General features: G+C 67.1%; 15 protein-coding genes. 6 read left to right on the top strand and 9 right to left on the bottom strand.

Translation table 11 applies throughout. The features are described from left to right. Positions 1–63: 63 nt before the first annotated feature. The 3 genes from J2X42_RS22775 to J2X42_RS22760 all read right to left on the bottom strand — a co-directional run bounded on the left by J2X42_RS22775 (position 64) and on the right by J2X42_RS22760 (position 4,304). Entirely contained in the window at positions 64–1,224 is a 1,161-nt protein-coding gene (locus J2X42_RS22775; protein ID WP_396134136.1) for a DUF1524 domain-containing protein, read from the bottom strand. Between the two features lie 289 nt (positions 1,225–1,513). Then, on the bottom strand, positions 1,514–1,867 hold the full coding sequence (locus tag J2X42_RS22765; RefSeq protein WP_310168347.1) for a CU044_2847 family protein: 354 nt from the start codon (positions 1,865–1,867) through the stop codon (positions 1,514–1,516). After that, positions 1,851–4,304, bottom strand: coding sequence for a CHAT domain-containing protein (locus J2X42_RS22760; protein ID WP_310168345.1), 2,454 nt, complete (start codon positions 4,302–4,304; stop codon positions 1,851–1,853). Before J2X42_RS22760 ends, J2X42_RS22765 begins: the two co-directional genes overlap by 17 nt. A 281-nt stretch (positions 4,305–4,585) precedes the next feature. Between J2X42_RS22760 and J2X42_RS22755 the strand changes: the two genes are divergently transcribed. After that, on the top strand, positions 4,586–5,023 hold the full coding sequence (locus tag J2X42_RS22755) for a nuclear transport factor 2 family protein (RefSeq protein ID WP_310168343.1): 438 nt from the start codon (positions 4,586–4,588) through the stop codon (positions 5,021–5,023). A gap of 37 nt (positions 5,024–5,060) precedes the next feature. Here J2X42_RS22755 and J2X42_RS22750 read toward each other — a convergent pair whose 3' ends face one another. Then, positions 5,061–5,891 (bottom strand): oxidoreductase, encoded by an 831-nt coding sequence (locus tag J2X42_RS22750; RefSeq protein ID WP_310168341.1) that lies wholly within the window; start codon positions 5,889–5,891, stop codon positions 5,061–5,063. 92 nt (positions 5,892–5,983) lie between these two features. Then, complete coding sequence (locus J2X42_RS22745) at positions 5,984–7,390, bottom strand: MFS transporter (RefSeq protein WP_310168339.1); 1,407 nt, start codon at positions 7,388–7,390, stop codon at positions 5,984–5,986. A gap of 145 nt (positions 7,391–7,535) precedes the next feature. Between J2X42_RS22745 and J2X42_RS22740 the strand changes: the two genes are divergently transcribed. Beyond that, positions 7,536–8,414: a helix-turn-helix transcriptional regulator gene (locus tag J2X42_RS22740; RefSeq protein WP_310168337.1), complete on the top strand. Its 879-nt coding sequence runs from the start codon at positions 7,536–7,538 to the stop codon at positions 8,412–8,414. On the opposite strand, the gene J2X42_RS22735 is transcribed toward J2X42_RS22740, so the two are convergent. The 3 genes from J2X42_RS22735 to J2X42_RS22725 form a co-directional block, all read right to left on the bottom strand. After that, on the bottom strand, positions 8,411–8,845 hold the full coding sequence (locus tag J2X42_RS22735) for an SRPBCC family protein (protein WP_310168335.1): 435 nt from the start codon (positions 8,843–8,845) through the stop codon (positions 8,411–8,413). The genes J2X42_RS22740 and J2X42_RS22735 overlap by 4 nt on opposite strands. A 65-nt stretch (positions 8,846–8,910) precedes the next feature. Then, on the bottom strand, positions 8,911–9,291 hold the full coding sequence (locus J2X42_RS22730) for a VOC family protein (protein WP_310168391.1): 381 nt from the start codon (positions 9,289–9,291) through the stop codon (positions 8,911–8,913). A 224-nt stretch (positions 9,292–9,515) separates the two neighbouring features. Then, positions 9,516–10,028, bottom strand: a complete 513-nt coding sequence (locus J2X42_RS22725; RefSeq protein WP_310168332.1) for a mycothiol transferase — start codon at positions 10,026–10,028, stop codon at positions 9,516–9,518. A gap of 124 nt (positions 10,029–10,152) precedes the next feature. Here J2X42_RS22725 and J2X42_RS22720 point away from each other — a divergent pair, with 124 nt between their 5' ends. Further along, complete coding sequence (locus J2X42_RS22720; RefSeq protein WP_310168331.1) at positions 10,153–10,731, top strand: dihydrofolate reductase family protein; 579 nt, start codon at positions 10,153–10,155, stop codon at positions 10,729–10,731. 13 nt (positions 10,732–10,744) lie between these two features. Here J2X42_RS22720 and J2X42_RS22715 read toward each other — a convergent pair whose 3' ends face one another. Beyond that, positions 10,745–11,089: a DUF1801 domain-containing protein gene (locus J2X42_RS22715; RefSeq protein WP_310168329.1), complete on the bottom strand. Its 345-nt coding sequence runs from the start codon at positions 11,087–11,089 to the stop codon at positions 10,745–10,747. 103 nt (positions 11,090–11,192) lie between these two features. Between J2X42_RS22715 and J2X42_RS22710 the strand changes: the two genes are divergently transcribed. The 3 genes from J2X42_RS22710 to J2X42_RS22700 all read left to right on the top strand — a co-directional run bounded on the left by J2X42_RS22710 (position 11,193) and on the right by J2X42_RS22700 (position 13,552). Continuing rightward, complete coding sequence (locus J2X42_RS22710) at positions 11,193–11,588, top strand: DUF1801 domain-containing protein (protein WP_310168327.1); 396 nt, start codon at positions 11,193–11,195, stop codon at positions 11,586–11,588. 252 nt (positions 11,589–11,840) lie between these two features. Then, positions 11,841–12,299 (top strand): MarR family transcriptional regulator, encoded by a 459-nt coding sequence (locus J2X42_RS22705; RefSeq protein WP_310168325.1) that lies wholly within the window; start codon positions 11,841–11,843, stop codon positions 12,297–12,299. Further along, positions 12,296–13,552 (top strand): MFS transporter, encoded by a 1,257-nt coding sequence (locus J2X42_RS22700; protein WP_310168323.1) that lies wholly within the window; start codon positions 12,296–12,298, stop codon positions 13,550–13,552. The genes J2X42_RS22705 and J2X42_RS22700 overlap by 4 nt, the downstream gene beginning before the upstream one ends. Positions 13,553–13,684 lie beyond the last annotated feature (132 nt).

The raw sequence follows: 13,684 nt of genomic DNA, 5'->3' as shown, positions 1-13,684 counted from the left end.
TTTCCCCCCAGGGATGTTTGTGATGGATATTCAAAAGGTGTGAATAATTCTCAAGTCGTGTGGTCAGCTTTCGCAGGCCACGCCGTCGGAATCGCGGTCAAGCGCGGGCCGGTAGCCGGCCTGCCCCGCGAAGATCGGGGCCGCGCCGGCTGCCTTGGCAGCCGTGCAGTTGGCGTAGTAGGCGGCGGCCGGTGCTGCAGGAGCCGGCGCAGGGATAACAGGGGCGGGAGCAACCGGGGCTGGTGCCGGTGCCGCCGCCACCGGCGCGGGCGCTGCTGGTGCAGCTGCCACCACGGGCGCGGGCTCAGGTGCCGGAGCCGGCGCCGGCGCAACCGGCGCCTGTTCGTTGGTCGGTGCCAGCTGGCCGGCGCAGTCACCCAGGATCCGGGCCATCGCATCATGCTCCGCCTGGGTCACCCACAGGCTGTACGTGGCCTTCACTGAAATCTGCCGGGCGACGTACTCGCACCGGAAGCCCTTGTTAGGCGGCAGCCAGGTGGCGGCGTCGCCGTCGCCCTTCTTCATGTTGGTGGGACCGTCCGTCGCCTGGAGGTTCAGCGGATCGTTGGCGAACGCCGTCCGCTGTTCCGCGGTCAGCTGCTGCGCGCCCTTCTGCCACGCGTCGCTCAGGGCAACAACATGATCGATCTGGACGGCACTGCTGGTAGCGGCACCCCGGAGGAAGCTGATGTTGGTGCCCGTGTAGGGGTCCGCCAGCGTTCCGGACTGCACCTTGCAGGGGACGCTGTTGGTGTACCTGATGGACGTCAGGTCACGTTTGAGCATGTCATTGCGGGTGTCGCAGCCGTTCCGGTCAACGTCCGCCCACGCCTGCCCGAACAGCGCGCGGTCGTATCCGGTCTTGGGTGCCCGGCCCTTGATGGGCAGCGTCGCCAGCAGGTCAATCGCCTTGGTGGCGAAGGCAGGCTGCGTCTTCGGTGCCGTGACGTTGACGCCGTTCGCCACAACAAAGGGGGTGTCAGGATCCAGCGGGGCGGACGACGGCGACGGCGCGGCGTTGGCCCCGGCACTCGCCTCAGACGCTGCCGCCGAAGCCCCTGTCGCCGATGAGGCGGCCTGCGGCCCCGCCGTTGTGGTCCCCGGCGACGCTGCGGAGCACCCGACAACAAATCCCAAAGAAACCGCCACGGCGACGGCCGCTGCGGTCCGCCTGGTTCCGGCGATAAATGTTGCGGCGCGTGGTTTCCTGCGCGCCGGACCCAAAATGGTCCCGTAGTTCGACAATATTTCCCCCAATTAAATAAAGGGCCCGGCGATTAGCCGGGCCCTTTGCTTAAGCCAAATTACTGCTGCTGAGGAGCCTATTTCCCGCGCAGCCGGCAAATCCGAAACTGTGCTTTTCCTCGGGCAACTTTGATTGAGTCTTGAGCCGATCTTGATGGTTCCTGTCGTAGGAATGATCCCGTCCTTCACAATCGCTGGTGGATGCCAAAGATTCGCGGCAAGCCATGTATGGGGGCTACCGCCGGTACGCCGCCCATCCCACGGGCGTTTACTCGGCTCCGCCGTCTCCGGCTCCCTCACCTTTGCGGCTCCACGTGAGCGTGATGGTGAAATTCGAACTCGTGCTCGCAGCCGCGATGAAGGCTCCGGCCTCGGCGTGCAGGTCCAGGCCGAATTCGAGGGTGACCTCATCGGGTTGGTTGGGCAGGTTCGTAAGCTCGTCGATGACCCCTTGGACTGCGGGGCGGACGTTGCTGAGGGCCCGCTCGAAGGTCTGCTGGGCCCGCGCGAAAACGCCCGTAGGGCTGTCCCCGCCCCGGGTCACCACGTTGCCAGGGGCGTCAGCAACTTCCACGAGGACGGTGCCGCCGTCCGCGGTGGGGAATTCAACCAGCCTTGTCATGCCCTGACCGACCCTTTCTCATCTGCACCGCCAGCACCAGGAAAACGGCGCCGCATGCCGCGACAACCATGCCCTGCACCATAAAGCCGATGCCAATCACAGCCGACTCCTCCAGCCCGGCCCACACCAGCGGCAGGGATCCGGCGGAGACCAGCAGCACCCACCCCGCCATGGCGCGTCCGCCGCGGATGGCCAGAATGCCGGCCCAGGCTCCAAAAACTGCGTGCGCCAAGCTGCAAACGAGTGCCGCCGGCTGGGCCTCGACTTCGAACCCCACAAGCCCCATCAGCGCCTCCGCGCCGACGGCAACACCCAGCGCGGTCCGGCCAAGCACCGTCCGGACAGGGAGTCCCGAAAGCAGCAGCAGCGAATAGCCCGCCGGCGCCAATACCCCGTACATGAACTGGATGGTGCCCGACCCGCGGTTGTACCACCAGTCGTTTTCGTCATACCAAAGCAGGTAGTTGTAGAAAACCGCGAGCAGGCCTCCGGCGATCGCCAGGAGTAATCCTCCGGATCCCAGAAGCCGGAAGTCCAGGCCCTGCGGTTCCTCGGCCGGTTCAGCGGACGGACGGTCCGACGCCGGGACGGCGCCGGACCGTTCCGTCTTGGGGACCCGCGTCGGTCGGTCAGAGCGGCTAACGGGCGGCGACGGCGGAACCGGCGACGGGCGGTCCGTGCCGCTGATTGCCTGCGACGGCGGGACTGGCGACTGTCGGTCAGTACGGCTAGCTGGCCTCCCGGGCGGTTCCGCCGCGGCTCCAAGGTGGCCCCGCGCCGCCGTCGTCAGTCCATCCGGGTCCGCGGCGGCCGGATCCAGAGCTTCGAGCTCCGCCGCGACGTCCAAGACCGCTTGCCAGTTGCCGCTCCCGGCATGGTAGTCGAGTTCGGCCTGCAGGTCTGCGATCCGTTGGCGCTTCTCCGCCCGTTCCTTGCGGGCCGGGGCATCGGCAAAGGCAGGGTCATCCTGGAGCTTGGAAAATTCGCTGATGGCGGTGGACCAGTCCTCTGCATCCTCGGCTTCGACGGCCCGCTCATATGCTTCGGCGCGCTCCTGGCGTTGTGCCGCCGAGAGGCGGAGTGCTGCGGCGTCGCGGTAATCGGGATCGAGGGTCAGCAGGTCATCAAGGAGCTCAAGGACCAAACCGTAGTGCTTGGCCCGCAGCTCTGCGGAGGCCTGGACGTAGAGCGCGTGCAGCTGGGCCTGCCGCGACCTGAGCCGGGCATGCTCACGGGCATCGTCCTGCAGCCGGTCCGGAAGCTCGTCCAGCCGGTGTTGCTGGCCTTCCGGTTCCTGGCCCGCCTGCTGACGGGCGGGCGGCTTCGGCGGGGCCGACAGGGTGAACAGCTGCGTGGATCCGCCCCTGACGTAGAGTGCCGGCGTGACCCACTCCAGGGTTCCGTCCGGGCTGGCCATCACGGAAATACGGCCGATCCGGGCTGCTTCGTCCACGCCGCGGCCGCTGGCGATGGCGGCGTAAAAGCCCTGTGCAAAGGCGATCGCGGCGACGTCACTGATGGCGAACTGCATGGCGGCCACTGCGCTGATGCCGCTGCGGACCAGAGTCGATGCGGTACCGGAGAACAGGTCCTTCTGTCCTGACTCGCCCGACGAACACGAGTTCAGGACCACCAGCCGGGGCCGGGGCGCGGCAACACTCAGCAGGGCCATAAGACGGATGGCGCGCACCATGGCGGCGCGGCCGTCCGCACCGACAAGGGCAATGCGCCCCTCGTCGCTGCGCGAATCGTAGTCTCCGTGCCCGATGAAGTGGACAACGTGCCACGGGCCCGCCAGCAGGCTGGACTGAATGTCCTCCCACGTTCCGCCTGGCGCCCAGACCAGCTCGATCCGGCCCTCGGAAATGGGACCATCGAGGGCGGCGGCGAGGTGCCGCTTTTCGGCCTCCCCATCCAGCGACGGCAGGTCCCGGGGAGCCGCGACCAGCCCAAGGATGCGCAGCGGCGGCACGATCTCCAGGGGTTTCAGGTTGTAGTCCGGTGCCGGAATGTGCCGCAGGAGCGGTTCGGTCTGGCACAGGTAAGTTTCCGTCTCCGGGTCAAACAGCATTTCCCACGGGAGCGCCGCGAGTTCCGGCGCCGCCAGACGCAGCACCACCCGCAGCTGCTGGCCGCTATGCTGCGCCGCACCCAGGCTTGCACGATAGGTGCCGTAGACCTCCCGTGTGAACAATGCCTGGAACAGCTGCTGGCCCACTCCGCGGACGGGAAGCTCAGCGACGGGGGTGGTCCGGCGGGCCGCCACCGCCGAGGCCAGGACCGTGGATTCCAGCTCGGTCCGGCGCTCCAGGATGCCGTCCACATCAAGCCGGAAGACACCGGAGGCGTTGCCGCCCGCCGGAGCCTGGACCACGCGTACGGAGTACTCGCCCGGCTCCGAACCGGCTGCAAGTTCCAGCTCTATGTCGCCGTTCATGGCTGCCTTTCCAGCGATGTCCGGGCGTCCTCAGGGGGCGTCCGCCGTCGCTTTCTTAGAGGAACGGGGCCCACACCTACAGAGTGGCCCGGGGACCCGGACACCACAAGGACGAGTTTGTGATGTGCACCTCGGCCCCCGGCTGTTAAGCAGGGTAGCCCCGCTCGTTGACAGCCCCTCCGCGCCGGACGTGTACTTAAACTGGCCCATGCACCAGCGGGCCAAAAACCACGAAGCGGCCCGCGCTTCCGTGTGGCCGCCGCTCAATAATGGAGGTCGCAATGGGACAGGCACGCGAGGTCATGGACCGGCTAACCACGGCCATGGGGGAAAAAGACAAGGACACCCTGACGAAGTGCTACGCCGCTGACGCCGTGGCATTCACCCCCGACCAGGGCGAGATCAGGGGCCGTGATGCCATCAGCAACTACCTTTTCGAGTTCTGGGTGGCCTTGCCGGACGTCAGGTACGAGTATGCGGACAGGCATGAGGCCGGCGACGTGGCGATCGATGAGGGCATCATCGTCGGAACGCATACCGGGCCGCTGAGCCTGCCCACCGGCGAAAACCTGCCGCCCAGCGGCCGGGAGGTCAGGGTCAGAAGCTGCGACGTCGCCCGGGTGGAGAACGGCGAAATCACCAGCCACCACTTCTACTTCGACCAGATGGAGTTCCTGGGACAGCTCGGGCTGCTGCCCGAGTCCCTGTCGAAGCACTGAGCGACGTCGGGTCCCCGGCAGGCCGGGGGCGCCGCCGCTAGTCCTCGATTCCGGTGCTGACGCTGAGGTCGCGCCACCGGTCCAGATCGGCGCGTTCTGCCTCCGCGACGGCGCCGAAGGCGCCGAACGCGTCCTGTCCGAGCACCAGCAGCGACGGCGGGTTTCCGATTTCGACGACCGTCAGGATGGCTTCCGCGGCCTTGGCCGGGTCGCCCGGCTGGGTGCCGTCCATCGTGTCGTTCTCCTTGCGCCGCTTCCCGGCCGTGTCCGCGTAGTCCGCGATCGGCGTCGCCGACTGCGTCAGTGAACGGCCGGCGAAGTCGGTGCGGAACGCGCCGGGCTCGACGACGGTGACGTTGATCCCCAGCGGCTTCAGCTCATTGCGCAGCGAGCCGGACAGGCCCTCAAGTGCGGCCTTCGTGGCCGAGTAGTAGCCGGACCCGGCGGGAGTGATTCGCGCCCCGATCGAGGAGATGTTCAGGATGGATCCCGACCTGTTCGCACGCATGCCCGGGAGGACGGCTTTGATCATGTCCACGGCGCCGAAAACGTTCGTGTCGAACAGTTGCCGGATGTCGGCGTCGTCCGCTTCCTCCACCGCCGCGCGGTAACCGTACCCGGCATTGTTGACCAGCACGTCGACGCCGCCGAAGCGCGTCCCGGCCTCCTGCACCACCAAGCTGATCTGGTCCCGGTCGGTGACGTCGAGGGGCAGGGCCAGCGCAGTGTCCGGATAGGCGGCCGCGATGTCCTCCAGCGTGGCGGGGTTCCGGGCGGTGACGACGGCGTTGTGCCCGTGGGCGAGCACCGCCTGGGCAAGCGCCCGGCCGAGTCCGGTGGAGCATCCTGTGATGAGCCAGGTGGCCATGGGGTGTTTCCTTTCGTAGTGACGGGCGGTTCCTACTGTTCAGGTAACCGCAGAACAGGTAACCGCAGAACGGTTCCCCTGAACAGGTCCTGTCAGGGCATGGTTCGGGCGGTGCGGCGTGCGGCCTGTTCGGCGGGAACGATGAGTACCAGGGCCACGAGCAGTGCCGCTGCCAGCATGATCGATCCGCCGGTGTAGGCGACGGCGGCGGTCCCGGCGAGTGAACCCGCGTTGGCTGAGACCGCCACCAGGACGCCGACGCCGAGGGCGCTGCCGAGCTGGTGTGAGGTGTTGACCAGTCCGGAGGCGGCTCCGGCGTCGTTGGCGCTGGCTCCTGCGATGCCGGCGGAGGTGAGCGGGGCGAACCCGAGGCCCTGCCCGACGCCGATCAGCACCATGGGCAGCGCGACGCCGGGAAGATAGGGGGTGCCGGCGGTGATGGTGCTGAGCAAGGCCATGCCGGCAAGGGTCAGGGCAAGCCCGGCGGCCAGCAGGGCGGCGTTGCCGAAACGGTGCGTGAGCCGGGGGACGGCCAGCGCGACAAAGAAGTTCACCACCGTCATGGGGAGGAAGGCCACGCCGGCCTGCAAGGGGTTGAAGCCGTAGACGCCCTGCAGGAACTGGGTGGTGAAGAAGAAAAAGCCGATCATGGTGCCGGCGAAGAGAAGCCGTGCGGCGTAGGCGCCCGCGCGTTCCCGGCTGGCGAACAGGTGCAGCGGCATGATGGGCTGCTTCGCTGTGCCTTCGTTGATGACCAGCACGGTCAGCAGCACCGCGGCTGCGGCGAGGGCCGTAACGGTTTCCGGGGCGGCCCAGCCGGCGTCGGTGGAGTTGACGATCGCGAAGACGAGGGCGCCCATGCCCAGGGTGGAGCACAGGGCCCCGATGATGTCGAAGCGGCCCGTAGCCCGCTGGGACTCAGGGATGGTTTTGACTGCAGCGAAGATCATGGCGGCGCCGATGGGCACATTGACGAAGAACCCGGCCCGCCACGACACCCATTCGGCCAGGGCGCCGCCGACCACCAGGCCGAGGCTGGCGCCGATGCCGGCCACCGCGCCGTAGGCTGCCACGGCGCGGGTCCGTTCCCTGCCGGCGTTGAACGTGGCCGTCAGCAAGGAGAGCGAGGAGGGCGCGACGACGGCCGCGCCGACTCCCTGGAGCGCCCTGGCGGCGATCAGCCATGCTTCGTTGGGGGCGAGGCCGATCAGCAGGGATGCGACGGCGAAAACGGTGAGGCCGGCGATGAACACTGTGCGCCGGCCCAGAATGTCGCCGAGGCGGGCGCCGAGCAGCAGCAGGCCGCCGAAGGCCAGCGTGTAGGCGTTCTGCACCCAGGACAGCCCGGTGGTGGAAAGGCCCAGCTCCGCATGGAGCCTGGGCAAGCCGGTGAAGATGATCGAGGCGTCCAGAATGATCATGAAGTAGGCGACGAGGATGATCGCCAGGATCGCCGCGGGACGGACCCGGGTGGGCGGCACGGCTGTGGTGGTGTTCATGGAGCAAGCCCACCACTCCGGGATAAACCGCGGCAGTGCCTGTTGTTCCATGTACTGGCAGGCCACCCTTCAGCGGCCGTCGCGGCAGGCTGGGGTGTACTGACAGTCCCTCCCGCTGCTCCGTCGCCAGCCGTAGCCTGAAAGCATGGACAGTCGAAATGATGTGAGCGAGTTCCTCCGTTCCCGGCGGGCAAAGGTCTCCCCCGACCAGGTGAACCTGATCGTCGGCGGCAACCGGCGCGTACCGGGCCTGCGGCGGGAAGAAGTGGCCACGCTGGCCGCCGTCAGCGTGGACTACTACGCCCGGCTCGAACGCGGCAACCTCTCCGGCGTCTCGGATGAAGTGCTCGAATCCATCGCCCACGCCCTGCGGCTGGACGAAGCCGAAACGGCACATCTTTTTGCCCTCGCCCGCGCAGCCCAGCCCGGACCCGCCCGCCGCAAGCGGGCAGCCAAGCCGCAGGAGCTGCGGCCCAGCCTGCAGCGGTTCCTGGACGCCGTCACGGGCGCCCCCACCTGGGTGCGCAACGAGCGGATGGACTTCATCGCCGCCAATGTGCTGGGCCGCGCCCTCTACGCCCCCGTCCTCGCCGACCACGTCCAGCCGGCCAACACCGCCCGTTTTATGTTCCTCAACCCTGAAGCACCCACCTTCTTCCCGGACTGGGAACAGAACGCCAACGACGTCGTCGCAGTCCTGCGCGGTTCCGCCGGCCGGACGCCCCATGACCGCAGCCTCTCGGACCTGGTCGGGGAGCTCGCTACCCGGAGCGAGGAATTCCGCACGCGCTGGGCCGCCCACAACGTCCGATTCCACCGGACCGGGCTCAAGCGCATGCACCATCCCGTCGTCGGGGACCTCGAACTCAGCTACGAAGCGATGGAACTGCCGGCCAACCCCGGCTGGACAATGTTCGCCTACACCGCCGAGCCCGGCTCGGCCAGCGACGAACGCCTGAAACTGCTCGCCAGCTGGGCCGCGACGGCCGCCAGCGAACTCCCTGCGCCAGCCTCCCTCGATTAAGCTTCCCGCTCGACGAGGGCCTTGAGGTTGGCGAGCTCCTTGCGCGCCTCTGAGCCGCTGAGAATGGCGCGTTCAACTAGCCTGCCCACCAGGCCCAGCCCGCGGGGCCAGTGTGTTTCTGCCCGAAGCCGCAGCCGGGTGCCGTCGGCTTCGGGCAGAAGGCGCGTGTCGACGTCGAACTTCAGTCCGAAGTAGGCCACCGTCCTGGTGACGATCCGGTGCGGCGGGTCCGCGGACAGCACCGTGGTCCGGGCGGTTCCCGGGCCCCGGGTTGACGTGTAGGTGGAGCCAGGCTGGTCTCCGGGACCGTCAATATCGGCGATGACAGGCGAGCCGGTCTGCCATTCGGGCAAGCGCGCCGGGTCAACGTACGTCCGCCAGACATCCACCGGCCGGGCGTTGATCCAGACGGAGTGTTCGAGGGCGCCCATGTGTCCTTACCTTGCAGGGCCAAGCCCGCGCGGGCGCGCTGCTCGCGCGGGCTTGTGGTCGAGGCCTACTTGCGCTGGGAGATGTTCAGAATGTTCCCCTCGCTGTCCAGGAACCAGGCTGACCTCCCCCAGTCATTGTCGGCAACACCGTTCTCCGTCTTCAGACCGGGGAAGTCGTAGTCTTCAAAGACGACGCCGCGGCCCCGCAGTTCCTCCATCTCGCGGTCGAGGTTGTCGGTTTCCCAGCCCATCTGGGTGTTCTTGGCCGAGCCTGCATTATCTGTCTGGTAAACGAGGAAGCCTGTTCCCTTGCCGCAGCGGTACATCACACTGTCATCTTCCATAGATTCGGAAGGTTCGAGTCCCAGCTTGTCCCTGTAGAAATCCTTCGCCCTGCTGATGTCCTTCGCCGCGAGGACAGCCATGATCTCCAAATCCTTGAGCATGATGATTTCCTTCTGTGCCATTTCCTTGCGTTGGTGGCGGTGCTCTCCCCCGGTTGCGGTCCCGGAACGTCCTTGTCCGGGGCCGCGTGGCCGCCCGTTGCGCCAAAAGCCGGGGCGGCCACCTGGGACCCTGCACGCCGCGCCAGCCATCACAAAGCGCAAGGGTCCCCGATGCTTATGTGGCCATTATGGAACCGAATCGCGGCCACGGAAATAGGGAGTTCCTACCCGCCTTGCGCGGGCTTCAGGCCTTTGGCGTAGGCGGCCTGCCCCACGTGCTGCAGGCAGTCGGCAATGGTGCTGACCAGCCGCACCCCGACGGTGACGGGCGGGTCCCAGCGCGTGTCGACAACCCGGTCCAGGTCGCCGTCGTCGAGGGTCCGGAGGAATGCCACGGTCTGCCGGTGGACGGCGTCGTAGTACTCGAGGAGGAGGTCCGGACTGGCCCTGACGGCATCCACCTGCTCAGTGGAATGGCCGTAGCCGGTGTCGCGTGCGCGCAGGGGCAGGTCGAAGCGGGCCACGAATCCCTGCGCCGTCCAGACCTGTTCGACGCCGGCGGCGGAGCCCACCTGAGCGTCCTCCACCCGGCTCAGGTGCCAGATCAGCCACGCAATGGAGTTCCCGGTGCCGGCCGGGCGGCGGACCAGGGACGCGTCGTCGAGCCCTTCAAGCGTGGATTCCACGGTCTCCCGGATCCGGCCGAAGGCGTCCAGCAGGAGTTCGTTCGACTTCATCGGGTCCCCTTTCGGTGCGCTGTTTTGGGCTGAATCCCATGCTTGCACGGGTGCCCCTTCGCCGGATAGCCGCGGGATAATGAAGGCCTCACCCATCAGCGCTGGGGCGACTAAGGATTCCACCATGAGAAAAGTCAGCGTCACCAACAACGTGTCCCTCGACGGCGTCATGCAGGCGCCCGGGCGGTTCGATGAGGATACCCGAGGAGGCTTCGAGCGCGGCGGCTGGGCCTTGCCGTACAACGACGAGGTCATGGGACGCGTCATGGGCGAGGGCATGTCCCAGACAGGCGCCCTGCTGTTGGGGCGGCGCACGTACGAGGACTTCGCCGGCTACTGGCCCCGCCAAACGGACAACCCCTTCACCGATCTCCTGGACAACGTCCAGAAATACGTTGCCTCAACGACGCTCACCGAACCTCTGCCCTGGAAGAACTCCACGCTGCTTCAGGGTGATGCTGCCGACGCGCTGGCCAGCCTCAAGGAGCAGCCGGGGCCGGACATCGCCATTCTGGGCAGCGGCGAACTGATCCAGTCACTGCGGGGCAGGCACCTCATCGACGAGTACGTGCTGCTCATCCACCCGCTGATCCTGGGGACAGGCCGCCGGCTGTTCCCGGACGGCCCGGAGTCGGGACTCCGGCTCACCAACAGCGTGACGACGACCACCGGCGTCGTGATCGCTACGTACCGGACCATCTGACTCGCGGTTGGCCCTACTTCCGGATCTCCGCGCGGCGCAGCCGGATGATGTCCTCCAGGACGTCGTCGGGAAGCGGGTGGTCCGGGGTGAAGCGGATGGTGCCCTTCGACAGCGAGTATCCCTCCAGCCGGCCGGCGACGGCGTCAATCACCGCGGGCGAGAACGGGAAGACGGAGAGGTGCTTGGCCGCCGCCACGACGCCGATGAGCGGCTTGCCGTCCAGCTTCAGGGCAGGCATCCCGTAGCTCATCCCTTCCTCGGCTTCCGGCACGATGGTCCGGGCAATGCTGATCACGCGCTGAAGGGAGCCACGCTCAAGCTCGGGCAGATCGGCCAGGGAATCATCAACGGCACCCATGGCGCCCATTGTATTCCTGCCCATTCTGTTGGCGCCTGCGAGCACCTAGAGTTTCGACAGGCTCGATCATCGAAAAGGGCAGGGCGAAAGGTGCCTTGAAGCCATGGATTACGTCAAAGACCCCCGCGTTGACCAGTACATCGACGCACTCCCGGTATGGCAGCAGGACATCTGCCACCAGGTCCGCGACCTGGTCCATGCCGCCGACCCCGAGGTCGAGGAAACCATCAAGCGGACCGTCCAGCCGTACTTCGTCCTGCAGGGCAACGTCATTGCCCTCCTCGCGGCGAAGGACCACGTCAACGTCTTCCTGTACGACGGCGGCATCACCCCGGACCCGCACAACATCATCACGGCGGGGCATGGCAACAAGACCGGCCGCATGATTTCCTACCATGAGGGCGAGGCCATCAACGAGGATGCGCTGGTGGAGATGTTCCGGGCGATCATCGCCAACAACCGCGCCGGCGGCTGGCGGAAGGTCAAGGCCGGGCAGTAGCCGAGTGGCCAGCTCTGTTGGCGGAATAGGCGTCCGTCGCGGGGCACTTTGGTGGTGTCGGCGTCGGACATAACGACGGCGGCCGGCGAGTCCGTGTCGAAGTGCCCCATTTTGGAGTCCATACCTGTGGCCTCAGCGAACAGGCGGTGTGAGGTGCGGGACATTTGTTGCCTCCGGAGGCTAGGCGGGAGCATAATGGTTAGCAGAGCTAATTAGCAGTGCTAAGTATCTGCGGGAGGACACCGAACCCCAATGACCACCACCACAGAAACGGACCACGAGTCCGCGGACAGCATCCAGCCGGACATCCTGGCGATCGACCTTCGCACCGCCGTGATGCGAACATCCCGCCGCCTGCGCATCGAGGCAACCGGCGATGTCATCACGCCGGGCCAGTACACGGTTCTGGCTCACCTGCGCACCGGATCCCAGACACTCCGCGAACTGGCGGAAAGCGAGCACGTGCAGGCGCCGTCGATGACCCGGATTGTCAACGCACTCACGGAGCAGGGGTTCGTGTCACGGTCCCCCCATCCGGAGGACGGCCGCCAGATCCAGGTACGGATCACGCCGGCCGGCGAGACCGTGCTGGCCGAGGCCCGCAGCCAGCGCACCGCGTGGCTGGCCCACCGCGTTGCCGGGCTCAGCGAAGAGGACCGCCTGGTCCTGAGCCGGGCCGCGCACATCATGCAGGAGATGAGCGCCCGATGAGCGCGATGTTCCGGGCACTTGAGAACCGCAATTACCGGATTTGGGCGGGCGGGGCGCTCGTCTCCAACGTCGGCACCTGGATGCAGCGGATCGCGCAGGACTGGCTGGTGCTGACAGTCCTCACCGACCACTCCGGCACCGCCGTCGGCATCACCACCGGGCTGCAGTTCCTGCCCAGCCTGCTCCTGGGTCCCTACGGGGGCGTCCTCGCGGACCGGTACCGCAAGCGCGTGATCCTGCTGTGGACCCAGGTGGCCATGGGCCTCTGCGGGCTTGCCATCGGACTCCTGGTGGTGACCGGCAACGCCCAGCTGTGGCACGCCTACCTGGCCGCGCTGTGTCTCGGCCTGGCCAGCGCCATTGACGCTCCCACCCGCCAGGCCTTCGTCTCCGAACTCGTGGGGCGCGAACACATCACCAATGCCGTGTCCTTGAACTCCGCGTCCTTCAACACCGCCCGGCTCACCGGCCCCGCCATCGCCGGCGTTCTCATCGCCTGCGTGGGAACAGGACCGGTCTTCCTGCTCAACGCCGTCAGCTTCGCAGGCGTCATCATCTCGCTGCTCCGGATCCGCACCACTGAATTGACCCTGTCCACCCCGGCAGCGCGCAGCAAGCACCCGGTGATGGATGGCCTGGGCTACGTGCGGCAGCGGCCCGACCTGGTGCTCATCCTCGTCATGGTGAGCGTCATCGGGGCGTTCGGGATGAACTTCGCCATCACCAACGCGCTGATGGCCACCGTGGAATTCAGGGCAGGCCCGGGGGAATTCGGCCTTCTCGGTTCCATCATGGCCGTCGGGACGCTCACCGGCGCCCTGCTCGCCGCCCGCAGGTCCGGCCCGCGGCTGCGCTACCTCCTGGGCGGAGCCATCGGAGTGGGCATCTTTTCGCTGCTGGCCAGCGCGACGCCGTCATTCTGGCTCTATGCCGCCGTACTGATGCCGCTGGGCCTGGCCTGCATCACGTTCCTGAACAGCTGCAACACCACCATCCAGCTCTCCGTGGAGCCGCAGTTCCGCGGGCGGGTGTTAGCCCTCTACCTCGCCATCCTGCAGGGCGGGACTGCTGTAGGGGCGCCGCTGCTGGGGTGGATCGGCACGGAATTCGGCGCCCGCTGGTCGGTGGCCGCGGCCGGAGCCATCGTGCTGCTGACCGGCCTGTTCGCCGTCATCGCTGTCAACCGCCGCAGCCCGCAGACGTTCCGGGCCCAGCTGCGGACCGCCTTTCCCGGGCGCCGCGCCACGGCCTGAACCCGCAGGAAGTGATAGAGCGTCCCGGAAAAACCGACAGGAAGTGAGAGTGTCCCTATGTTGTTCGTCAAGGGGTTTGGGGTGTTTTGGGGTGGTAGAGGCTGCCATCGCGGAGCATGGCGAAGAGGGTGT

Source organism: Arthrobacter sp. BE255 (genome assembly GCF_031457335.1).
In the GTDB taxonomy this organism is placed as follows: Bacteria; Actinomycetota; Actinomycetes; order Actinomycetales; family Micrococcaceae; genus Arthrobacter.
Note: the sequence above shows the minus strand (reverse complement) of the source record. Positions and strands in the feature narration are given on the sequence as shown.